14 protein-coding genes are annotated in these 24,337 nt (G+C 67.0%); 7 read left to right on the top strand and 7 right to left on the bottom strand.

The genetic code is table 11. From position 1 onward, the window contains the following. Window positions 1–41: 41 nt before the first annotated feature. The 3 genes from ABZ573_RS02640 to ABZ573_RS02630 all read right to left on the bottom strand — a co-directional run bounded on the left by ABZ573_RS02640 (window position 42) and on the right by ABZ573_RS02630 (window position 4,629). Window positions 42–2,030 carry a hypothetical protein gene (locus ABZ573_RS02640; RefSeq protein WP_358114958.1) on the bottom strand — a complete coding sequence of 663 codons (1,989 nt, stop codon included), beginning with the start codon at window positions 2,028–2,030 and terminating at the stop codon, window positions 42–44. Between the two features lie 49 nt (window positions 2,031–2,079). Beyond that, window positions 2,080–3,885: an Hsp70 family protein gene (locus tag ABZ573_RS02635; protein ID WP_358114955.1), complete on the bottom strand. Its 1,806-nt coding sequence runs from the start codon at window positions 3,883–3,885 to the stop codon at window positions 2,080–2,082. A gap of 294 nt (window positions 3,886–4,179) precedes the next feature. Beyond that, a complete protein-coding gene (locus ABZ573_RS02630; RefSeq protein ID WP_358114952.1) occupies window positions 4,180–4,629 on the bottom strand; it encodes a DUF4259 domain-containing protein in 450 nt (149 codons plus the stop codon). Between the two features lie 123 nt (window positions 4,630–4,752). Here ABZ573_RS02630 and ABZ573_RS02625 point away from each other — a divergent pair, with 123 nt between their 5' ends. After that, window positions 4,753–6,057, top strand: a complete 1,305-nt coding sequence (locus ABZ573_RS02625) for a DNA cytosine methyltransferase (RefSeq protein WP_358114949.1) — start codon at window positions 4,753–4,755, stop codon at window positions 6,055–6,057. Between the two features lie 395 nt (window positions 6,058–6,452). Beyond that, the gene (locus tag ABZ573_RS02620) at window positions 6,453–6,869 is read left to right on the top strand and encodes a very short patch repair endonuclease (protein ID WP_358114946.1); all 417 of its coding nucleotides are present in this window, start codon (window positions 6,453–6,455) and stop codon (window positions 6,867–6,869) included. 124 nt (window positions 6,870–6,993) lie between these two features. Here the strand turns inward: ABZ573_RS02620 and ABZ573_RS02615 are convergent, their stop codons facing one another. Both ABZ573_RS02615 and ABZ573_RS02610 read right to left on the bottom strand, forming a co-directional pair. Beyond that, window positions 6,994–8,013, bottom strand: a complete 1,020-nt coding sequence (locus tag ABZ573_RS02615) for an HNH endonuclease (protein WP_358114943.1) — start codon at window positions 8,011–8,013, stop codon at window positions 6,994–6,996. A 29-nt stretch (window positions 8,014–8,042) separates the two neighbouring features. Next, complete coding sequence (locus ABZ573_RS02610; RefSeq protein ID WP_358114940.1) at window positions 8,043–8,909, bottom strand: GIY-YIG nuclease family protein; 867 nt, start codon at window positions 8,907–8,909, stop codon at window positions 8,043–8,045. 221 nt (window positions 8,910–9,130) lie between these two features. Between ABZ573_RS02610 and ABZ573_RS02605 the strand changes: the two genes are divergently transcribed. From ABZ573_RS02605 to ABZ573_RS02595, 3 genes are read left to right on the top strand one after another with little or no spacing between them, the layout of a single operon-like run. Further along, complete coding sequence (locus tag ABZ573_RS02605; RefSeq protein ID WP_358114937.1) at window positions 9,131–11,455, top strand: ATP-binding protein; 2,325 nt, start codon at window positions 9,131–9,133, stop codon at window positions 11,453–11,455. Next, window positions 11,452–13,104 carry a helicase-related protein gene (locus ABZ573_RS02600; protein WP_358114934.1) on the top strand — a complete coding sequence of 551 codons (1,653 nt, stop codon included), beginning with the start codon at window positions 11,452–11,454 and terminating at the stop codon, window positions 13,102–13,104. Before ABZ573_RS02605 ends, ABZ573_RS02600 begins: the two co-directional genes overlap by 4 nt. Before the next feature lie 56 nt (window positions 13,105–13,160). After that, window positions 13,161–13,709, top strand: coding sequence for a hypothetical protein (locus ABZ573_RS02595; protein WP_358114931.1), 549 nt, complete (start codon window positions 13,161–13,163; stop codon window positions 13,707–13,709). A gap of 423 nt (window positions 13,710–14,132) precedes the next feature. On the opposite strand, the gene ABZ573_RS02590 is transcribed toward ABZ573_RS02595, so the two are convergent. Both ABZ573_RS02590 and ABZ573_RS02585 read right to left on the bottom strand, forming a co-directional pair. Continuing rightward, window positions 14,133–15,062 (bottom strand): hypothetical protein, encoded by a 930-nt coding sequence (locus ABZ573_RS02590; protein ID WP_358114928.1) that lies wholly within the window; start codon window positions 15,060–15,062, stop codon window positions 14,133–14,135. 140 nt (window positions 15,063–15,202) lie between these two features. Beyond that, window positions 15,203–16,711 (bottom strand): hypothetical protein, encoded by a 1,509-nt coding sequence (locus tag ABZ573_RS02585; protein WP_358114926.1) that lies wholly within the window; start codon window positions 16,709–16,711, stop codon window positions 15,203–15,205. 914 nt (window positions 16,712–17,625) lie between these two features. On the opposite strand from ABZ573_RS02585, the gene ABZ573_RS02580 reads away from it, so the two are divergent. After that, the gene (locus tag ABZ573_RS02580) at window positions 17,626–20,916 is read left to right on the top strand and encodes a helicase-related protein (protein WP_358114923.1); all 3,291 of its coding nucleotides are present in this window, start codon (window positions 17,626–17,628) and stop codon (window positions 20,914–20,916) included. Next, window positions 20,917–23,958, top strand: a complete 3,042-nt coding sequence (locus ABZ573_RS02575) for an AAA family ATPase (RefSeq protein ID WP_358114920.1) — start codon at window positions 20,917–20,919, stop codon at window positions 23,956–23,958. The last annotated feature ends 379 nt before the right edge of the window (window positions 23,959–24,337 follow it).

Here is a 24,337-nt window from a genome sequence, read left to right as displayed (position 1 = left end):
GACCCTCCAGTGCCGGCGGTGTGGGCCGTGTACCGGCCCGGTCAGCGGCGGGTGCCGACTGGTGTCTCGCTGGCGGCGACACCGCTGCGGTGCAGAAGCTGCTGATGGGCGTGCAGGAGCCGCTCGGCGGCGACCGGGTCGCCGAGCGCGGTGAGTTCGTCTGCGGCGCGCTGGTGTAGGTCCTGGTTGTAGGGGTCGACGAGGATCGCCGCCTGCAGGGTCCGCAGCCGGTCGTGCGGGTCGTTGTGCGCTGCCGCGAGGCTGGCGTAGGCGTCGAGGGCCAGACGGCGGATGGCCTCGCGGGGTTGGTCGATCCACGGCCAGGTGTGACCTGCGGCGAGGTCACCGGTGTAGGCGTCAATCACCGATTGCCAGGCGGGCGCCGGATCGGTCAGGCTGGCGGCGGCATGGTGGGCGGCTGTGCGCAGCCGCCACAGGTCCACATCGACACGGTCGGGATCCAGGTGGTAGCGGTCGTCGGTGCTGGCGAGCACCGTCACGGGGGTCGCCGCGCGGACGGCGACGCGTAGGGCGCTGACAGTGGTGTACAGGCGGCCGGTGACGGTGTGGACGGGCACGCCGGGCCAGATGGATTGAACCAGTTGCGTGGTGGTGGCGCCGTCGGGGTGTACGGCGAGGAGGACCAGCACCTGCAGGGCGGCGCTGCGTCGGATGGTGACCGGCTGTCCGTCGATGGTCAGGGCGGGGCGGCCGAGCACCCGCAACTGGACCGCTGGCGACGCGGCGGGTGGCGGGATGACCGCGGGTGGGTTGTCACTGCCAGGCTGGCGGGGAATCCGAACGCTTACGTCAACTGCCGGCTTCTGTGGTGCGGGCGCCGATGAGGTGTCTTCGGGCATCGGGGTCGTGGGGTGGGCGAGGACGGTGAGCAGGTCCGTCGCGGCGGTGCGATCGAGGACGCACAGCCGCGGCCCCGCCTGCCCGGTCCGGGCGTCGATGGTGTGACCGTGGCGGTCGATGTGCCAGGTGTACCCGAGTGGTGCCGCGCCGAGCGCGACGACTTGTGCTCGCCTCGTCAGGCCGGTCAGCCGGTCAGTCGTTTCTGCGGAGGGCGGGGCGGTGATCAGCACCAGGGGGCCGCTGTTGCCCTCGATCAGTGCGGGCGCGCCGGCTGGGGACGGTAGCAGCGAAATGGCTTCCTCGAAGGTGTCGGCGACTCTCAGCCCGGGGATCGTGATGGCTGCTGCGGCGAGGTCGGGCAGCAGGGTGGTCAGCGTGGTGCGGGTGACGAGCACCCGGGCGGTGTCGGGTGGGTCGCGTAGGGCGGCGAGTAGGCGCGTGACCAGGACACCGCGGGTGGCGTCGGCGGCACCGTCACCGATGTACGCCACCCCGGTAGCGGGCAGGTCCGGCGCTGCGGCCTTGGTGGTGGCCGTTGGCGTTTGGCGGTCGGCGACGGCTGCCCGCGCGGCGTTCACCGTGTCCGGCATCGGCGTCAGCGGTGCGGCTTCGCCGGAATCGCGGCCGGGTTGGTAGGCGCGACGGCGGCGCAGCCACACCAGGGCTGCTGCGGCTGTGACCTGTCGGGCGGTCTCGTCGGGAAGCCAGCCCCCGGCAACCGTCACTCCTTCGCCGGCCCGAGCTGTCGCGTCGGAGGGGAGCTGGTGGGGTCCCTCGGTGGCCGCCGGGAGAGGCACGTCCGGCAGCTCGGAGGCGGGGGCGTGGGCGTGGGCGGTCGTAAGGGCGGCGGCGCCGGCCATGCTCGTCGCAGCGGCCTGCCACGGCGTGGGCAGCGGGAGGCGGCGCAGCCAGCGGGCCCCGGCCCGTAGCCGACGGGCAGCCGTCACCGCGACCGTGTAGGCCACCGCCAGCCAGAGCAGCCATGCCAGGGCGGTGAGTCCGACGGTGAGTGCCTGCGGGGTCAGCGGGTTCGCGATCCAGTCGCGGAACTGCGCCCCGGTCGGCCATCCGGGCAGCGGCGGCCCGACGACGGTGGCCAGCAGCCATGGCGGAGCCGCCAGCACCAGCAGTACGAGCGCGATGCCCATCGCCCGGCGGGGCCAGCTCATCCCCGCCACCCCTTCGCGTGGACGCGGCAGCGCGCCGTGGCCGACAGGCTCATCGCAGCGGTCGACCAGCTCTGCCGGGCAGGATGCAAGTCCACAGTTGACGCAGCCACCATGCGGCCACCGCGATGGCGTAGATGACCCCGAGGATCCCCGAGGCCGGCCTGCTGACCAACGCGGCGGTGATGACCCCCAGTGGTGCGCCCAGGATCAGCCGCAGGATCGGCTGGGGTACCACCGCCATGACGGTTCCAACGCCGAGAAGCAGGCCACCAACACGACCGGCGAGGTCGATCCACACCACCATGTCGGGCCAGCGGTCGGCGGTCAGCGAGTACTGGATCATCGCCATACCCAGCCCGGCGGCGATCACCGACCCGGTCGGAAAAGCGAGCATCTGCGACCAACCGCCCACCGGCGTGCGCCACTGCCGGGCCGCGACGAGGGCCATCACCGCAGATGCGGCGACGATCGGGGCAACCGGCAGCAACGACCACCGCAGGAATCCCGCGACGGGATCACCGATATACAGACTGCCGACGACGGCGTACATGCCGACGACGGCGACGCCGAGGGACGCTGACGCCAGAATCCCGGTGCCGGTCTGCGAGCCAGGACTGAGCGACGGTCCCGCCGCCAGGCTGGTCCGGGCGGCGACCGCCGAGCCGAGGACGGTGCCGGCGCCAAGGCTGGCGGTAACCGCGAACACCGCCGCGACCGCGAGCTCGCCCCAGTTGAGCACCGCTGACCGGTACATCATGGCGCCGTTCCACTCCGGCGTGAGCAGGAACTGCGAGACCAGGCCCAGCGACGCGAAGCCGGGCACCGCGATCGCCACGGCGCGCCGTACCGGCGGCACCGGCACCTCCGGCGGTACCGCCGCCGCTCCGGGGCTGATGGCGCCGACATCGGCAGCGCCACGTACCGCCGCCATCGCCGGCTCCGGAACAACGGTCAGGGCCACCGGCACCGCGTCGGCGAGGACCTGCCGCAGCAGCGGTAACCGGGCGACACCGCCCACGCAGTACACGCCGACGAGGTCGTGCACGCTGATCTCCGCCGCGGCGATCGCCTCGGCCGCCAGGTGCGCGACGCGCTGTAGGACAGGATGAGCGGCCTGGTCCAGCAGCCCGACGGTGAGCACCGTGGCCGAGGCGTCGGGCAGGGGCAGAGTCACCGCGGCATGGTCGGCCAGGGCGTGCTTCGCGGCCCGGACGCTGGCAGCGAGAGCCCACCGGCCGCCGTCCCCATCGTGCGGACCGTCGTGGGCGGTGAGGGCCATGATGATGGCGTCGTCGATCGCCGTGCCTCCGGCGGCCGGGTCGGCCAGGGTGGCGAGAACCTCGAATCCGGCCGGGCCCCGGCGCAGGACGGTGACCTCCGCCCCCGCTCCGACGTCGCAGACCACGAGGAACGATCCGACCGGCAGTTGTACGCCGGTGGCGAGCAGATGCTCGGCGACAGCGACCGGCGCCTCGACCAGTCGCGGTTGCGCCAGACCCGCGCGATGAGCGGCCTGCCGCAACCAGGTGCGCCGTCGAGGCCCCCACCCGGCGGGCACCACCAGCCGCACATCCTCCACCCGCGCCCCGACCGCGTTATATGCCTCATGTGCGACGCGGCGCAGCGTCGCGGCCACCAGGTCGACGCCGTCCACCTGGGTGTCGGCGATGGCCAGGCGGTGCTCGTCAGGTGAGTGACGCGGGGCCGGAACGAACCGGTCCGGGACGCTCGCGGCCGCCTGCCACGCCTGATGACCGGTCAGCATGGCACCGTCAGGGGCGAGCAGTACAGCGCTCGGCAGGTCCGGCTCGCCGTCGAACAGCAGCGGCGTCCAACTGCCGTCCGGCCACGCCACCGCCGCAGTCGTACCCAGGCTTCCACAGTCGATTGCCAGCCGCGCTACCCCCGCCCGCATAGATCCAGTCAAACATGAGGGTCACATTCACGTAACCCACAAGACGCCCTCAGCCAACGGCGCTCGGCCGCGTGGGACCGCTCATCTGGCGGCAGCCCCATTTCGTCGATGACCCCCGTCACTCGCCGGCCACGTTTGGACGGCAGTTGCCACAACCGCAGCGTTACCACCGCCGCCGGGAAGGACATATCCATTGAGGCAGATGCTGACGAGAACCTGCCCAACGACGGGTGACTACGGCGTCACCGCCGAGATCAGGTGACTCCGAAGGCTTTCGACGACAGCGAGAGCCTCTTCCTCCTCGATGTCATCAGCCCATCGCAGTCGCCACGCTGAACCATTCGCGAGCACTTCGCCGAGCGCTCGCACGGCCAGGTCTCGAATTGATGACTCGACTGCCATGGCCCCTCTGTCGGCCAGGAAGCGTGGAGCGTACGCCGAGTTCGAGAACGGCACGCCGCTGAGCGATTGGAGCGCCGCGGCGGCCGCCGCCACCGCTCGAGCGGCTTCCCCCGCCGTGAGGGCCCGCCCGGCCGCCGCCACCGCAAGGGTGTCGCGTACGAGTTCGGCGCGCCGGTCGGCGGTTGCGGCCTCAAGGGCATCGCACCACTCGACCGCGTCGTCGTTGTCGAACGGACCGAGCTGCCAGGTTGCCATCACCCTCCTCCTGATGGCGATACCCAACCACACCCCGAGTCGCGCGGATGCCGCGGCTCGGACGGACTCAGCCGACACCAAGACCCGGCGGCTGCGACGATCGCGCGATTCGCCTTTTCAAGATCGACAACTCCGCGGTATGATCCCCGCATGTCTGAGCCGCCTGGAGAGCAGATCAGGGACCGCACTTCGGTTGAACTCTTCGCGGGCGGTGGCGGCTTGGCGATGGCTGTTCACCGGGCGGGCTTTCGCCCCCTCCTGGTCAACGAACTGGTCAAGTACGCGTGCGACACGCTTGAGGCCAACGTCGCCGTTGACCGTGGGGAGACCGAGCGGGTGCCCCTCCCCGGTGAGAGGTGGCCCTTGGTCAGGGGCGACGTCAGTAGGGTCAAGTTCGACTACCTATGGGACCGGGTGGATCTCCTCGCCGGGGGACCCCCCTGCCAGCCGTTCAGCCTGGGCGGCGTCGCGAGGGGCGACGAGGACAAGCGGAACATGTTCCCGGAGATGTTTCGCGCCATCCGCAAGATCCAGCCCAAGGCCGTCATGTGCGAGAACGTGCGAGGCTTGCTGCGCCCGTCCTTTCGACCATACTTCGAGTACATCGAGCGCGAGTTGCGGCTCCCCTTCCAGGAGCGTGACCACGACTCGACCTGGCGCGACCATGACGAGGTACTCAAGGAACGCCTGGCAGAGGATCCGCCGGACCCCAAGCGGCGATACGACGTCGTCACCACCACGGTCAACGCCGCCGATTACGGCGTTCCGCAGATCCGCAACAGGATTATCATGGTGGCGTTTCGGTCGGATCTGGGAGTCGACATCGAGCGCTTCAAGCGGTCGGTGCGTCCGCGGTACTCGGAGGCGGCGCTGGTTCGATCGATGCTCGACGGCACCTACTGGCGGAGGCATCCCCAGGTGCCCGAGCACGTACGCGAGCGCGTCATGTCCCGACTACCAACTACCCCTCCCGAGGATGACGGCAGGCTTCCGTGGCGGACCCTGCGGGATGCCCTCCAAGGACTTGACGGACAGCCCCCCCTTCCGCCCGTACCTTGGGATCGGCTCGATCGGCGAGAGCACAATCTCGGTGGGTTCACCGACCACATCGGCTGGCCGGATGCGCGCATCTACGCCGGCCATACACCGAACGAGCTCGACCGACCCGCCAAGACGGTCAAGGCGGGGGTGCATGGCGTCCCTGGCGGCGAGTCGGTGATGTTGACCGACGACCTGTTGCCTGAACCGGCCCGCGAGAAGCAGTATCCCTACCGGCATCGGTACATGACCGTACGGGAGACAGCGCGCGTCATGACCTTCCCAGACAACTGGCTGCTCGCTGGTCCTCGGGGTGAGAAGATGCGCCAGCTCGGCAACGCTGTACCCGTCGTCCTCGGCGAGTTCTTCGCGAAAGCCATCGCCGCAGCCCTCGACGAGGCCGAGATCCAACGGTGACCACCACTGCGGCCAGATCCGAAAGTCACTGGGCGGATAAGCCCCCAGACTCAAGAGCCTGGAGGGGCCGGCGCGGCCGCAGCCGAAAAGCGGCATCCCTAGAGCAGGACCGTGCCGCCGGAGGACCCGATCGGCGATGGGTTGACCTCGGCGATGGACGTCGGGCCCGCGCCTCCGTGGAGCTCAAACTGCTGCCCCGGACTCGCCGGATTCGGGCCTATCTGCGATGGTCTGACAGGGGTCGCTCGCCCGCTCGATACCTGGGCGAGGTCGAACACGCCACCCGGGCCGACAACCTGGCCGAGGGATGGCGGCTGGCCTTGGCCCGAGGCCTTCTCACTCCATCGGACACCGCCTCATCGGGTTGGGCAAAGAGCCCGGCCGTTCGGACCGTCATGCGCGCGAACAAGGCTCGGGACACAGGCCCGGAGCGACGAGTACGCTCGCTTCTGCACAAGATGGGCTTGCGGTACCGGATCAACGCCAGACCATTGGCCGGCCTGCGTCGAACCGCTGACGTCGTCTTTCCCGCAGCTCGCGTCGCGGTCTTCATCGACGGCTGCTACTGGCACGGCTGCCCCGAGCATTACCGTCCCGCTCGCGCCAACGACCGCTTCTGGAGCGACAAGATCGCTGGGAACCGCGCCCGCGACGCGGAGACCAATGGACTACTCACCGAAGCCGGCTGGACCGTGATCAGGATTTGGGAGCACGAGAATCCCACCGAGGCCGCCGATCGCGTCGCGACTGCGGTCCGGGAGGCGGCTTCCAACCGGCGGGCTCGTCCAAAACGATCCTCTTTGTCGTCTTGATCTTCCTCACGATGCGAGTAGTTGACCGCTGTACGTGGCAGCTAACCACGGCGGCTCGACGCCTCGAAAGGACGACCCATGCCAAGCCGATACAGATGCGGAGAACCGCCAGGACCGGACATGCCTACCGACGGGGAGTACCGGATGCCGTCGATGGCGTGTCTCCATAGATATGCAGGTGGTGCCACGTTAGGTACCTCGCCCGCGGAGGCGGCGCGGCTGCGGGCAGGAGGAGACGGTCAGCCAACGGCGGTCGACCGAAAGCGGCGCGGGTCGCCGTGTCCGTCCGTACGGCGTCCGCGAGTGAGGGCTTGAGATGGATACGTAGGCCGCCGTTGACAGTCATGAGGCCAGTGTCGAAGGCGACGTCATGCGTAGGGCAGGCGGTAAGGCCGTTGCGCGCGTCTAGGCGCTCTGCCGGGGTGCTCGTCCGCCATGGCTTGATGTGACTGGCAACCAGCATCCGGGGAGCCTTATCGCCTGCCACCTTCACCGACAGGCCGCAGAAGACGCAGCGGTGACCGTGGTTGCGCAGCACCTCCTTGGCGAATCGGTGCTGACCGATGCGGGCAGCGGCGACGAGGAGGCGTTCTGTCGTCTGTTCGTCGAGATCGGCGCGCGACTCGAGCCAGGCAGCCGAGGTCGCCTGTACGGCCTCCTCGACTTCCGCTGCCTCGAGTTCGTCCTGACCGATAAGCCGAAGGTCAGTGTCGTCCTCGGTGATGCCAAGAAAGTCCGGCAGGTTCTCTGAGCCGATACCGACGTCGCGCGCTGCGGCGAGTATGACCCGGTAGACGGCGCCCAGGCGCCCCGGAACCGCGAGGAGATGAGCGGCTACCTCGATCTCGTACTTGGCGCCGTTGCGTCTACTGCCGTCAAGGTTCGCCATCTTCGCCAGGACGCTGCTGTTGGGGCGTTCAAACAGACGCCCGAGTGCGGGGACAGGCTCCTCGGCCCTATGCGCGGTCGAGCCGCCGTACTTGCGGTGGTTGACCAGCAGGCTCGCGGCGAGGCACGTCAACGTCTCGACAGGAAGGAAGGCCACCTGCCGGCCGGCAGTGACCGGTGTGCGCGTGAGAATGGCCCGCCACTGGTCTCGTGCGGCGGCGGGACTAATCTCCACGTAATCGACGAAGGTGGGCACTCGCGATCGACGCCTCTCAGTAATGCAAGTTACGTGTCGAGTTCGAAGAGCGAGCCGGCGTCGGCAGCACTCACGTCCGCTGTCTCCGCGTCCACCGCACCTGCTGCGAACTGGCGGGGACCCGGGGTGTACTGCACGTCACCGCCCGACTCCCGTCGCCACCAGCCAAGGGCACTGTCATACCGACGACGCTCTTGATACAAGATGAGGTAGCCAGGCAACGCCGTCAGCTGCCATCCAGCGGGTAGAGCGGCAACCAACTGCTGGGCGAGATCTCTCGCGGCCAAGGGCTGGGCGGGCACAACCATCAACGCGTCACGGTAAGTCTTCTTGGCTGCCGCGCCGCTGTCGAACCGCAGCAGATAGGGCAACTGGCCCTTCGCGGCCTCCAAGACGGCCGCTACCGACTGCATCCCCGGCTCCGGACGGCACTGGTATTCAAGATCAATGGGATAGGTAGCGTCGAAGTGCGCCGCCTTGACCACGCTCGTGTCGCGATTGCGCCCCGGGTCCTTGTTACCGAAACCGTTGGTGTTCCACGGGATGCTGTCATGTTCCCGATACTTCTTGATGAGCAGCTTTTCCGGCGCTGCCGCGTCAAGGTCCTCGTCAACGTAGACGCACACGAATCGAACGGCTGCGGAGTCGAACCCAGTGCGACCGGACAGCTTGCGGAGATGTTGGGTCAGCCGGTCCTGCAGCGATCCGGCGGCCTTCCCGACGTAGACGCGCCGTTCGTTGAAGAACAGCGCGTACACGCCGGGACGACTCAGGACCGCAGAGAGGTTAGCCGCTGTCAGGGGGGTGGGCTTGAGGGGCCGCAGGGTGGTTTCCAGCTGGTCGGCGAGTGCGCGGGTGATGCTGAGGCGAAAATCAGCCGCCCACTTGTCTGTCAACGCCGCCTCCGAGCTCGCCGATCTGGGTTCCGCAGTCTGACACGTCAGACCTCGGGTGCCAACCGCATGGTGGGGCGGCGTTGACATCTGGATCTAGACTTCGAGTTGCACGATCCGTGGGCAGAGGACGCCCGCCATGTCGGCCACACGGTTCCCGCGCTTCTCGAGCGATTCATCGCCGGCAGCGTCCACAACTCGTTGACTCGGGAGATAAGCGACCGATGACCGCTCGGCTCAGCAGCCTCAACCTCACGCCGTCGCCACGAATCTTGGAGATGATCGCCGAGGTCGACCTGCAGCTTCATCAGTGCCTCGGGGAGTTGATCGACAACTCGCTGGACGAGCTGATCGAAGCCTCGACGCGAGACCGATCGCTGGAGCCTCGAATCGACATCACGCTGCCGACCTCCGGCGCAGCCGGTAAGTCGTCGGTCATTACGGTGGGCGACAACGGTCGGGGCATGTCGCCCGAGCGGCTGCAGCGGGCGCTTAGCGCCGGCACCTCAGGCAAGCAGCGCTTTGGCAGTCTCGGCCTGTTCGGCATGGGGTTCAACATCGCCACGGCGCGTCTCGGAGCTGTAACCGAGGTCAGGACCGGGTGTCGGGGTGACGATCAGTGGGTGATCGCGACGATCGATCTCAGGGCGATGCAGCGCGAGTCCACCTACCAGGTCCCGTTGCGTTACGAGGACAAGTCGCGTGAAGAGCACGGCACGCTGGTCACCATCACGAAACTACGCGAAGACATGGTGACTCGGCTGAAATTCACCCGCGCGATCAAGGAGACGATGAGCCTCTTGGGGCGCGTGTACACGTACATGCTGCGGGATCCACAGGCTGGCCACTCGGGCGCCGAGCTTATGGGTGGGGCCAATCAGCGCCTGTACGTCAACGGTCGCGCCGTCGCGCCCCACCTTCCATGCGTCTGGGACCCAAGCCGTTCGGTGCCCTACAAGGGCTCGGACGTCCACGCCGGCATCAGGATCAACATTCCGCTCACCAACGCGTACGCCTGCATGAACTGCGGCCGCTGGTACAGCTTGGCCCACGAGGAGTGCGTCGACTGCGAGAGCGCCGACATCGAGGAGCGGGAACGGCGGATCTGGGGCTGGCTCGGCATCCAGCGGTACGCCGACAAGTCCGACTTCGGGCTGACATTCCTGCGCCACGGCCGGGCGATCACGTACCAGGACAAGTCCCTGTTCAGTTGGGAGACCCCGGACGGTGACTTCGAGCTGGAGTACCCGGTGGAGCTCGGGATGGGGCGGATCGTCGGCGAGATCCATCTCGACCATGCGCCGGTGAACGTGAGGAAGAACAACTTCGATACCTCATCCCACGAATGGCGTTTCATGGTCGAGAAGATCCGCGGGCCGGAGCCTCTCCGGCCGCAGATCGCCATGCGCCTGGTCGGACGCGAGAACGCGTCTCCGTTGAGCCGCTTCTTCAACGCCTACCGCGAGAACAAGCCGGGACTTCGCTACCTCGTCCCGGGTAACGGCACAACCTCGATCCATGAGACCGCCAAGGGCTGGGCGAGCAAGTTCCGCTCCAACGATCCTGAGTACCTCACCGATGAAAAGTGGTACGAGGCCGTCGAGGCGCACGACAGCATCAAGAACGGTCCGCCGCCCGGCCCGCCGCCGGCGGCGGCCGACGATGACGACTGGCTTGACGACGAAGGCCTCGGACACCTCGGCGGGGAAAGGGACGAGCCGGCCGATGAGCCGGAACCGATCACACCGGAGACCGAGGAGGAGCGGTTCGCGCGGTGGCGATCCGCCGCGACGCTCTTGCCGGACACCGACCGGGAGGTGCGCATCGGCCACGCGCAGCCCGTTCTGCGTGTTTACATCACGTCTGGAGTCGAACTGAGCATGGACGGCCAGAGACAGCCGTCCGCCATTCGGATCGTCGCCGGCGAGATCGAGATCTACGTCGACGCCGAGGCGACACTCATCCGCCAGTACGGATGGTCACCGATGAACCTCGCCCTGGTCTGCTGCGCGCCACGACTCAAAAACGTCTACTCCGTCGACGGATCCTTCGACAATCTGGTGACCTCGATCCTCGAGCAATTCCCCGACCGCCGGGTTGACGCCGCCGCTGTGCGGGCTCGCGGCGAAGCCCTGCTCGAGAACATGCGCGAGCGCCTCGCCCATCTCGCGCCGAAGAGTCCACACGCTTACTGGAGCGCCCTGTCCGCCGAGTCCAGGCGAGCCGCCGAGGCGATCGCGGTGAGCATCACGCCCGACGTCGACTGGAGCGGCGCGATCGAAAATGGGGAGTTCGCGCGCTATCTCAGCGCGGAAGGCGTCTACGACCTGGTGACCAACAGTCCCGCCCTCGTGCTCGACGCCGCCTTGTTCCGGACCACCTACGCCTCCCTCAGCGAGGACACCCAGGCGGACCAGATCTCCCGGATCGCAGCACTGCTGGCCGACCTGCGAAGGATGGTCGCGGGGTCGCCCATACGTAAGACGCTGGAGCTGTCTCGGCTGCTGCTGACCGCCGATCTCCTCGACGACGAGGTCGTCACGATATGACGAACTCGTTTCTCGATTCGGCGTTCCTGGTCGACGAGGGGCCGAAGGGCTTCACGCGGCAGCTCGAACGACTGCTTGGTCTCATCGCGTTCACCGAGGTCGTCAACATCGACGGCCCAGGTGACAAGGGCGCCGACATCATCGCTCGCCTGAAGGAGCAGGACTGGGTCTTCCAGGCCAAGTGGAAGAAGTCGGGGTCAGTCGACTACGACGCCGTGCACGAGGCCCACACGGCGATGCGCCACTACGGCATCCACCGGGCGGTGGTCGTGACGAACAGGGCTTTCACCCGAAAAGCCCATGAGCGCGTTCAGGCGTTGCGGGACGTAGGAATCAACATCAGCCTATGGGACGGACGCCGACTCGCGACCGTCTACGACCGCGCCCCCGACAACGTCAAACCGTTCGACCTGCATCTGTACCAGGACCGCGCGGTGGAGGCCACGTGGGCGGCCCTCACCGATGCCGGCCAGGCTCTGGTATATCTGGCCACCGGCCTCGGCAAGACCGTCGTCGCCGGTCGAGTACTGAGACGCTTCCTGCTGGCTAACCCGGGCGCGCGCGTGCTGGTCACCGCACATATGATCGATCTTGTGGAGCAGCTGGAACGCGCCATGTGGCGTGACATTCCCAAACAGGTCCCCACGCGGCTCCTCCACGGTGACTCGAAGCCGCACGCCTTGCCCGGCGTGACCTTCGGGGTCGCTCCGACGGCCCGCAGCTACGTCGAGTCCGGCTATTCGCCCGGCCTCGTCATCGTGGACGAGGCCCACCACGTCGGCGAAACCGGCAACTACGCCTCGCTGCTCGAACGTTTGCCCGAGGCCAAGCGGCTCGGGGTGACCGCAACGCCGTGGCGTGGCGACAAGTACGACATCGAGCGGACGTTCGGAAACCCGGTCGTCCGGGTGTCCATCTCGCAGGGCATGAACCTCGGCTACCTGGCCGACGTCAAGTACAGCGTCTTCGCCGACAACATCGACTGGGACTTCGTACGTGAGGCATCCGAGCACGGCTACACCATCAAAGACCTGAACAAGCGTCTGTTCATCCCCGAGCGCGACGACGCGGTCAAAGGGCACATCGAGAAGATCTGGGACCAGACGCCGAACCCGCGAGCCATCATCTTCTGCCAGACGATCGAGCACGCGGAGCGGATGCGCGCCTTGATCGCGTTGCGTCCCGGTTGGGAGCGGGCTGCAACGCTGCACGCGAACCTGAAGACCAGAGAACGACGCAAGCGGCTCTTGGGCTTCCGCTCCGGCGAGGTACCGATCCTGGTAGCCGTGGACATCCTCAACGAGGGCGTCGACGTCCCCGACGTCAACATCCTGTGCTTCACCCGGGTCACCCACAGCCGGCGGATCTTCGTGCAGCAACTCGGGCGAGGCCTACGCCTATCGAAGGGCAAGAGCCGCGTGGAAGTTCTCGACTTCGTCAGCGACATCAGGCGCCTCGCCGAGGTCTACGACATGCGCGAGCAGGTGTCCGAGGCCGAGATCGAACAGGTATCGGTCGGGCGCAGCCAGTTCGTCTTCGAGGACCTGCGCGTACGGGACCTGCTGGAACAGTGGATGGCCGACGTCGGGGATCTCGGTGGCGCCGACGACAGCGTACGCCTTGAGTTCCCACCCATTGGGGGGATCTGATGGCGGTGCTTCCACCCCAGGTACGGACCGAGGTACTCAGGGAGATCGTCGGCCAGATGGACACGGCACGCTGGGAGGAACTATCCGCACCGGCCGCCACCGATATGTACAACCGCTTCGTGAAGGACCCGAAGATCGGCGGCAGACTGGCGCCGTTCATGACGGCGCATCAAATCAGGGTCTGGATCAAGGACGGGCCGGCGAAGGAGTATCGTCGCGCGCTCGAGGGCATCGGGACGATCGCGACCTTTACAAAACGCGCCTACCCCGGCCCAGCGTCCGTCGTCCGTCTCGCGCTCGGAGACCAGTGGTCGCCCAGGCCGGACACGATCGAGATAAAGCCCATGAGGTGCTTCGCCGACGGCCCCACCGGCGCGTCCATGTTCATCATCTGGGGGCCGCTCACCGCCCTTCAAAGCTTGATCTGGAATTCTTGCCTGATTCGCGCCCATGATCCACTCCAACCGATCACCGTGGTCATCACCAAGCCCAACAGCGCGCCCCTGCCCCCCGCCGACTGGGAGTTGGTAAAAGCGCTCAGCGCCATCGTCGACGCCAACTGCCAGCAGATCACGTACGCGGTGAGCCGGAAGCCCGGAAACTAGGCTGCGGGCCGTACCTGTCGCTCACGTCGCCGCCTGGTCCGGTGTCGTCTACGTCGCGTTCGTCGTTGATGTCTACTCCAGGGCGATCGGGGGATGGTCCGCGGCGGCGAACAAACGCACCCCGCTGGTCCTGGCCGCCGCCACCTTCCACCAGTTCTTCCACGCCATTCGAACCGTCTGCGATCCGGGCCAGCGCGGATTGTGCCGCGAACAACCATCTGGCTTCATCCCGCGTTGCCACGAGCGCCGACAGCATCTGGGCACGGCAGCGGTGGCCACCAAGCTGGAGTGGCCGAAGAGATTCTGCAGGGCTCGTGGGTCGGCTGGGCCACGCCAACGCCCGCTCATCCAGATCGGCGGGCGGCCACCGTCGCTGCCCGCTCAACGCGGGGACAACATCCCGGTCCATGTCGCGCAGGGGTATCACCACCAGCGGCTCCTGACCTTGATCTCGCGTACGGGTATCTCGGAGGGGTGTAGGGGGCGTTCGACGACGGGGCGCATCGTGTGGGGTGTTATGCGGTCGCGTTCGTGTTCCTCGGCGAACCGGGCGGCCTGTTCGTGTTCGCCGAGGGTGTCCAGGGCCTTGAGGAGGTCGGTTACCAGGATGTCGAGGCGGTGGGTTTCGGCTTCGGCGGCGAGGAACCGTTCGTGGTGAGTGACTGCCCGGTGGCCGCACCACTGGCGTAGTAGTTCGTGACCGGGCCGGTCGTGGCGGCGGTACCAGTCGTACTCCCATTCCGGTGTCGTCGACCGGCTGTCGCGGCCGACGCGGTGCTCATCGCCGAACTTGCATTTGCGGCGGGACTGGGCTTCCTGCTCGATGACGAGGTCGAGGACCTGGGTCGGATGGGCACGGCACGCGGCCTCGACCAGTTGGAGGGTACCGGCCGGTGACAGGATGGTCCGGCCGTCGTGGTCGAACCATTCAGCCGAGGCGAGGACGTCGTCGATCGGGCCGCCGATGATCTCGCTCAGCCGAGCCCTGCCTCGGATGTCGGTGGCGCATGACACCGGCGACCAGAGCAGTTCGGCTACGTCATCGCTGATCAAGAGGCCGAAGATCTCCTCGACGCAGGCTTCCTCTGTGCGATCGAGGCTCAGATCGTCGATGCGTTGCCAGTTACCCATCAGCGCGTCGAAGGTCCCGACCTCGCTCCACGGCACCCGCAACCGCGACCCGGGGACCTTCTCCACCCGTTCGTCGGGGTCGTCGAGGAATCTGATCTCGAGGCGCGCGCTGTTCTTCTTCGGCTCGACTGCCAGGATACGGACGCGTTCGGACGGGCCGTGGTCCGACTGCCGGTACGCCCATTCGTCGCCGACCGTGAAGCGGGAGGGGTCGATTCTCATCCAGCCGTCCTTCGGGTAAGCGTCGCTTGTTGCGTGGTACCGGGTCGTGCTGGCGGTTCGCGCCGCGATGGCGGCAGGTCCCGGCGCAGGCTCGTGCGCATCCGGCCGGAGTGTGGTGGCGGTTGAGGTGTGGACGCACTTCAGGCGCCGCGGTCGAGCAGCCCGTGGTGCCACGATTCGGCCTGCCGGTCGTGATCAGGGCGCTGCTCCTTGCGTGGTCCGTGAGGGCTCCAGTCACCGAGGAACGGACGCAGGTCGTCGGGTCCGGGTTCGGGGTTGTAGTCGATGTCAGCCAGCACGCGTGGGTTGCGGATGGGGTCGATCCGGTCGGCGGCGGCCCTGCCCCACGCGACCCAGCTGGCGAGGTACCCGCCGGCGCCGGTGCGCCCCTCGGCCGCTTGTTCAAGGGCGGTGCAGAACGCGCGGATGTCAGCTGCGGTGGTCCACGCCCGGTAGGCGTTACCGAAGGTGTCCACGCGGATCTTGTCCACGGCCCGGACGCGGGCGTCGGCCATCGCGGTGTGCCATTGCGCGAGGGTGGCCTCCTCCTGCCGTCTGCGCTCGGCCGCGGCTTCCTCCTGCCGCCGCCGGTGCTCGGCCGCGGCCTTCTCCCGCGCGGCTTCGGCTGCCCGCCGTTGCTGTTCGTCGGCGGTGACACCCGCCTCGAACCCTTGGATGATCTGCGCGACACGCTGTTCCAGACGCACGCGTGCGGTGTCGGTCCAGGTGTCCCGGTTGTCGTATCCGGCCCGGGCGATCTCCAATCGGAGCCTGCCGGAGTCGACGACGTCGAACTCCGCGGGTTTCATCCACGGCCGCAGGCGCAGCACCTTCAGTTCCTCGGCGGTGGGCTCGTGCGGGACCTGGTCGCGTTCCTCGGTCAGGGTCACCGTGCGTCGAACCTGCCCGGCCTGGAGGAACACCCGCGGGTGTTTCGCCTTGGTGTTGACCCCGAGCCGGTGCCCACGCCGGGCCGCCTCGCCGGCGAGCTGCCGGATCAGCAGCAACGCCCGGGGCAGTAGGTCCGCGCTGACGGCGAGGTTGGTCGGATCGGCTTCGAGGGCGCTGAACGCCAGATGCGGGTCGGTGGTGACACGTCGGGTGTTGAGCCGGATCCGGTTCCAGTCGGTCTCGTCCGGACCGGCGTCGGTGTATAAGCGGATGACGATGTCTCCGGCGTCGCGGCCAGTGTGGCGCAGGTGGTGACCCGAGGGCACAAGTCCCTGCTGCTTGAGCGCGTGAATAATCCGGCGGTACCGCGCCCGGGTTCCACTGTCGGGACTCTCGATACGCACCATGCCGCCCTCACGCTGCAGGCGGTCGAGCAGTTCGCGAGCCGATCGCAGCAGGTCCGCCGACGAAGCGCCACCGGCGATGCCGCCAGGCGCCGGCGCCTCTGACCGCGGGAGGAAAGAACGGTGGTCGGGATGATCGGGATGGTGACCATGCTCAAGGTAGAAGCGACCGGCATCGGTCGAGCACGCCCTCCACACCCCTGCCTTGCGTGTCACCATCACCAGGTTCCGGTCCTGCAGCGCACGCGCCGACCGGCGGTACTCCACGCCGTCCGGGCCGCTGAGGTCATCGCCGCCGTGGATCCGGCGAAGCAGGTCGAGCTGCCGCTCATTGAGCGAATCCCATCGCTGCACCACCCGACAGTAAGGGGCACGGCGTATTCGATGGAGCTCAACACGGCTGTATGAGGCAGCCCGGTCTGGCGAGGCGGCCGAACCGGCCTGCCGCACCTCTTCCCCGCGAGGGCAGTGCCACACCTACGGGCAGCACAAGACCCACTCATTCAGGGTGGCTGCGGCTGATTGCCGTCGGCCCCGCCCTCCTGGCTTATCGCCGTGTGAAGGGCGGAGCGCGCTGTCATGCGGGGCGCTGCCGGCGGCCGTCGAACGACAGCCAACGTCCCGGACGGAGCCCTAATACTCCAGCAGGAGCAGCGGCGCCAGAGTCACGAGCAGTCCGGGCTGTGGCTTACAGGTCAGGGCATCTGACCACCAGAACCATCCAGACGATGATCCTTCGGCCCACCAGATCGGTCAGCCACACACACCTGAATGTCCTCCAACCCCGTCGATCGAGCCCTTTCCTACTGCCCGGAGCACACCTAGATTGGTGCGGTGTCGGTCAATTCCTCAGTCTCTCGGCCCAGGCACACAAACACCGTCGAATGGCTGAACCGCGCGGTCGACGACGGACCCGTCCGGACATCAGCAGCGTCCGGGCGGTCAGGGCGGGCCGGACGGTAGCCCCGACCGGACCGAGGGCTTGCACGCCAGGCCCGCCCCTCGGCCCTTCGCCACGTCGGCCGAGGCCGTCGGTCCGGCCTCGTGACAGCGGCCGCCGGAGACCGGGACCCCATTCGGTGGCTCCGGTCCCACCCGGCCTCCACGCTCTATTGAGCACACTTGACGGCGTTGCCGCAGGACGGGCGGGGCTACGGAACAGTCCGCGTCGATCACGGAGGATGACAGTGCGCACGCTCGGCGGATCAGTCCGGCGGTTCTTTCCTGATCCTGGTGTCCTCGCGGTCACTCATGGATATCACCCGCTGGTGACGGATGCGACCGCCATGCTCGCAACCGGGCTCTTCACTGACGTACTGGCTCTCGGCGCCGATCTGCCCGATCCTGCGGGGTCGGTCGAGCGGGTGAGGCAGATCGTCGTCCCAGCGGTGAGCCTGCCTGAAGGGGTCTACTGGTTCGGGGGCCTAGATCCGGCTCCGCTGCTCGTGGTCACCTCGGGTGCGATGCCCGGTGCGGGGATCCAGGAGCCGGCTGCCGAGGTGGCCGAGGACTCGCCCGTGGCCTCTGCACTGGGCTGGTTCGACCACCTCTGGGAAAGCGCCGACGAGGTGCCGCTGCCCCGGTTCGACGTCACCGATGAGGTAATCACCCGAGCCGGGCAGGACGGCATGGTCAAGTCCCGTCAGTTCGCGCACGGCCGTTGGATCTACCAGGTCTTCGCCGGCAGCCGCGTCCAGCGTGTCGAAGAGGGCGCCCTGCTGCCGAGGCCGACGGTCGACTCTCCCGAGGCATGGGTGCGCACCGAGCCCGCCCCCGCCGAGCGCCTCGCCGCCACCCTGACAAGGGCGAAGCTTGAGAAGCAGTTCACCGACACGGTCTTTTCGTTCCGGGCGACGCGCACCATCTTTCGGCCGTACCAGTTCAAGCCAGTAATGAAGTTGCTGAGCACAGGGTCACTGCGGTTGCTCATCGCGGACGAGGTCGGTCTCGGCAAGACCATCGAAGCCGGACTGTTGTGGACTGAACTCGATGCCCGCAGGCACGCGAATCGAGTGCTCGTCGTGTGTCCCTCCGTACTGCTGGCCAAATGGCAGCACGAGATGCGCGAGAGATTCGGCTTCGAGTTGACCGAGCTCACCGGCACGGGGCTGGCCGACCTCAAGGACCGGCTCGAGTCGGATCGCCTGCCCAGGAGGATGGCCTGGATCTGTTCGGTGGAGCGGCTGCGGGCGTGGAAGGGGCTGGCCGACATCGAGCAGCTGGGTCTCCAGCTGGACCTGGTGATCGTGGACGAGGCCCACGTTTTCCGCAACTCGAACACCAAGAGCCACGCGTTGGGCGAGCTGCTGTCCCGCTGGGCGGATGCGTACGTCTTCCTCTCCGCTACCCCGGTGAACCTGCGCAACAACGATCTGTACAACCTCCTTGAGCTGTTGGTGCCTGGCGAGTTCCAAGACCTGGCGGACCTGCAGGAACGGATCGAACCCAACAGGGTCCTTAACCGGATTACGGGTTCGCTGCTCGACGCCTCGGTCAGCAACGCCACACGTAGGCGGTGGCTGTCGGACCTGTCCGACAGCACGTTCGGCCGAGTCATCGCCATGCGGCCCGATTTCGTTCTGCTGTGCGAGATCTTGGAGCGGCCTCACCTGTCCTCGACCGACGTGGTTCAGGTGAAGCGGATCTGCAGCGAGCTGGGCGGGCTGTCGGCGCAGGTCACGCGCACCCGCAAGATCGAGGTCCAGGAAGACAAGGCGATGCGGGAGCCGCGCCCTGTCCTGGTGGGTTGGACCGGGCGTGAGCACGACTTCTATCAGGCGTACCTGCAGTGGTGCATCGAGCGGGCGAGGGTCAGAGACACGCCGCTGCACTTCGGCATGCAGATGCCGCTCCGCCTCGCGGGCAGCTGTCTCCCCGAGGCGGCGGCACTGGTTCTGGCCTGGGGGCAGACACCCGGCGTGCAGGATGAGGTGAACGCCTCGGCGAGACCGTCGGCTGCTGTGCGCGGTCCGGATGTGCCGCCGTCGCCGCGGTTGCGAGAGCTGGCAGCCGGCATCGACGTGGACACGAAGCTCGAGCAGTTCCTCGACGTGGTCGACGATCTGATCAGCCAGGGCAAGCAGGGGCTTGTCTTCACGTTCTCCCGTAGGACGTTGTCCTACCTCGAGCGGCATCTGCGGGGCCGGTGCAGGACCGCGGTACTGCACGGTGGTGTGAGTAGGGAGGACCGGGCCAAGGTCATGGCCGATTTCCGGGCGGGCGGCTACGACATTGTCGTGGCTACCAAGGTCGCGAGTGAGGGCTTGGACTTCGAGTTCTGCTCCGTCCTGGTCAACTACGACCTGCCGTGGAATCCGATGGAGATCGAACAGCGTATCGGTCGGATCGACCGGATCGGCCAGACCGAGCAGAAGGTCGTGATCATCAACTTCACGACTCCCGGAACGATCGAGTCGGACATCCTCGAGCGGGTACTCACCCGGATCGGCATCTTCGAACACGCCATCGGGGCACTGGAACCGATCATCGAGAGCATGTGGCCCGACGTCGAGTCCTCCCTGCTCGACTTCGCCCTGACTACCGCCCAACGGGCGCAACGCACCCAGGAGTTCCTGGTGGCGGTCGCAGAACGGAAACGGGCCGCCGCCGAGATCGAGTCGGCCGCACCCCACCTCATATCGAGTGACGGCGTCGATATCGAGGGTCTCGAGCCCGACCTGCTCGCATCCGGCCGGTATGTCGGGCAACAGGAACTGGCCCTGCTGGTGAGCGACTGGGTGGGTAGCTACGACGGACGCTGCCGGATCAGTGGCGACCACGTGACCGTGATCGGCAACAGCGAGCTCGCTGGTCACGTTCGTGATCTCGCACAGCGTGGGGAAAGGACGAGGTCCGAGGTGGATCAGGTCCTCAGCGACCTGACACATCAACTGCCGATTCAACTGTCCCTGGACCAGGAGGCGTCCCGAACCACCGGGGTGCCGCTCCTGACGGCCAACCACCCGTTGGTACGGGCGGCGTTGGATGTACCGGGGCACCGGCAGACCAGATTTTCCGCCATTACGATGCCGGCGCACGACGTCGGGGCGGCCCCGGGCACCTATCTGGTCCATCTGTGCGTCGCCAATTGGAACGGTGTCAGGCCGCTGCACGAGGTGTGGACCGTCACCGTTGACGCCCGGACCCTGCAGGTCGCCCACGACCTTGGCGACCGGTTGATGGCGGCGGTGGCAGCCGGAAACCTGCAACCCGCGTGGTTCGACGGGGCAATCGACCTACGCCCAGCGCTCCGCGTGAGCAGTGACCTGCTGGTGCAAAGACAGGTCCGGAGCCAGAGCACGTTGGCCGCCGAGAACCAGGCGTTCCTCGCCTCACGGCGACTCAGCCTCGAGCAGGTGCATCAACGGCGGACACAGGCACTGGACTCACGCATCGCCACCCTACGAGCCCGCGGCAGGGGGCGCATGGTGCCGCTCTTCGAGGCCCAACAGCAGCGAGAGGACAACCGCTACGCGGGCCTCCTGCAGGACATAACTGCACGATCGACACCCATGCTCAGTACCGAGAACCTGGCCGTCTGCGTAGTGGAGGTGCAGTAGGTGGCCAAGATCAGCGACGAGGAACTCGCCTACGAGGTCGCCACCAACCGAAGCTACCTGCGGGCGTTGGAACGACGGCTCGCCCGAAAGAATCCCGAAATCTCCGTCACCGCGAACGAGCGCTACGTCGACAACGTCCCTCGAGGTGAACGGGCAAGCGTCGGCCCCCTCTACGGCCGAGTCGGCCTTGCCGGTCCCGACAGGGATCTCGGGGTTGCCTTCTACATCGGTACGCGGTACCTCAACAGCGCGGACTGGGACTATCCAGTCATCAACTGGGCTGCACGGACAGCGAAGGTATTTTTCGACCCATACACCACACATGAGCTAGACGCAGACGTAGTGGTTCGCCGAACACTGACGACGCGCGGTGCGGAGGTGGTACACGCCTCCGACGACTGGGCGGTCACGGTGCCGGCCGGCCAGTCGCCTTTCAAGGCAGGAAAGCTGCACGTCCCTCCGGCACCGCCTCGCCGGAAGGTCAGCCGCCCTACCAACTCAACGTCGTCTTCTGCCCGCACCGCCGCGTCGACAGGCCACCCCGGAGGGCAGGTGCCCCCAACTCGGCGGGCCACGGCACCCGCCTTGGTGCCCGGATCGAGGACAGCGAGGAAGGAACAGTCACCGGATGCGCCCGCAGCGCGTCCGGCCGCCGTGGCGGGAAAGAACACCACAAGCCGGCTACCACTGCCGGGCAAACCGGCGGACCTGGCAACATGGCAACCGCATGCACCGCTTGTCGTCGCCTTCACGGAGGACTCCCGGGCGGATCCCGACGGTATCGCGGCCGTGCGCGCAGTCGAGATGGTGCGGCACCTCGCCCGCAAACAACGGCGTGTGCTCATCGTGTCAGCATGGACCACTCCGCTGCCGAAGATCGTCCGCAGGATCCACACCGCAGCGGCGCTCGTCGGACTGCCAAGTGCGGATATATCCAAGATCATAACCGTCATTCAGGACACCGCGTGGCTGGTCAGAGTCGCCGGCTACCCCCGCTTCACGGACACCCGAGAACCAGACGCCCTTGACGTGGGCCGGTACGTCAAGGACATCGTGGAGCAGGCCGTACAGATCTGTCGCCGACGCCTGGGATGGGCCCAGCGCGAAGTACACCTGTCGACGAAGCTCGAGGTCACCTACGAGGTGATCCGAATGGGCGGAGTGCCCACTGAACCACTGAAGCTCGGCAAATACTCCGCAAGATGGATCGCTACCCTGCCGCCGTTTGGAGCCGCGTGGGGGCAACTGCGCTATCTCGCACTGTTCGCCCAACTGGTCACCTCGATCAAAGGCCCCGACAGCCGGAGGCCCTACGGCCACGTCATCGTCCACGGCGAACACGATCTCTCTGGCCTGTCCTGCGCCGTCCTACGAGCGAACAACCCCACCGCCCAGTGGACGATCCTCACCGAGCTGACCGGCCCCGGATCACCAACCATCGACAAAGGTCGCGCGCTTAACATCGCGGAACGCCTCGGCGTCCAAGGCAACCGCGGAGAAGTTGACGCGATCACCGTCCACGGCGCCAGACTGACCAGACACACGGTCGCCCTGCCCATACCGAAAGCCGCCCCCGCCACGCCATCCGGAGTCCACGACCGGGCACCCGACCGCCGACCCCAACCGACCGAGCACCGACAGCGGTCCGCCTCCGCGGCCGGCGACCTCGAGAGCGGCATGCGTGCCGTCGACGCGGTCCGTTACGCCCTGCACGCGCCCCGAACGGAGGCGATGACCTCCGTGCTCGCCACTCTTCAACCCGACCAGTACCGCCTGGTCACCCAACCGCCAACGATGCCCCTGATCATCCAGGGGCATCCGGGTACCGGGAAGACGATCATCGCCGTGCACCGTGCGGGCTACCTGGTCAACGAGGAGACAACCAAGAAGAACCCCATCCCACGGGTGCTCCTGCTCGGACCTACCGAACAGTATGTTCGCCACGTATCGCCAACGGTGCGGGAGCTCGACCCGGCCGGCGCCGTAACGGTCAAGTCACTTCCCGAGTGGCTCGCCGAACTGGCCGGTCTGGGCACCACCACCATACAGCCGGGTGAGGGGACAGCGGAGGACGTCGCTGGCTTTATCGTGGCCTTGGCGAAACACGCGGTGGCAGAGTGCCAGAACCGACCGGGGTGGAACGCGAGCCGCCTGGTTGACAAGGTCAAGATGGCCTACGAGGCCCTCCGCAACAGCAACGACCCACACAGACGACCACCGGCAAGCCAGACGGAGCAGCGGTGGATCGAGAGCCTCCCACCTTTCCCGAAGGTCTGGGGAAAACGTCGCTACCTCCCTCTCCTCGCGCAACTGGGTCTGCTCCTGAGCGAGAACAAGTCCCGATACGGGCACATCGTCGTCGATGAGGCCCAGGACGTCTCGGAACTTGAATGGGAGATCATCCAGGCCCACAACACCGGACGATGGACGGTCGTCGGAGACCTGAACCAACGCCGCCGGCTGGACATCGGCCACCTCGACTGGCGCCAACTGGCGGAAAGGCTTCACATACTTCCCGATGCCCAGCTGTTCGAACCTGAGGTTGTGGAACGGGGATACCGCTCCACCCAGCCGATTCTCGACTTCGCCAACCGTCTTCTGCCACCCAGCGAGAACCAACCCTGTTCACTCCAGACAGATGGGCCGGAACCGTCCGTCATCCGAGCCAGCACACCCGGCAAGCGCGACCTTCGGGCCGTCGGTGAGGCGAGCAGACTGCTGGACTCGTACCCGGGCGGAACGGCAGCGATCATCACCACCGATCCGGACGCCATCGACAAACTACTTCTCAGCGACGGGTGGCGACGAACCGATACGGCAGCGGGTGCGGGTGACTGGACCAGGGAGGGACGCCGGCTAGCCGTCCGCACGCCCGACTCGGCAAGGGGTGTTGAGTTCGACGGGGTCGTGGTCGTGGAGCCGCGCTACTTCGTGCGACAGGAGGAATTTGCCGGGACCCTGTACACGAGCCTGACCCGGGCGAATCGGGAGCTTGTCGTGGTACACAGCAAGCCACTGCCTGAACCGCTCACACAACGCTGACAGCCAACTTGCTGGCTCCATCTGGCCAAGTCTCTCGAGGTGTGGCGCGGTGTCGGCTGAGCACTCGTGCTGATCTTCGGCAGGCGACCACAGCAACACCCTGATGCCACCGGTACAGGACAGGTGCCATCGCCGTGATGCCGAAGGTCGGGCGAGGATCGGACGTAGAGAACTCCGAATCGGATCCGAGCATCCCGGCTGCACAGAATAGGGCAAGCCGGACCAAAGCTACCATTTCTTACGCTCACTCCTACAGCCACGTCATGTAGTTGATTAACCGCTCGCGGTATCATGCTTGATCCAGGAAGTTCCACCTAAGCCAAAGCCCGGAGCCCGCGCGCGACAGCAGAACCTGAAAGGCTAAGAATGCCCCAACTGT

The organism is Micromonospora sp. NPDC007220, assembly GCF_040634035.1.
GTDB lineage: Bacteria > Actinomycetota > Actinomycetes > Mycobacteriales > Micromonosporaceae > Micromonospora > Micromonospora reichwaldensis.
Note: the sequence above shows the minus strand (reverse complement) of the source record. Positions and strands in the feature narration are given on the sequence as shown.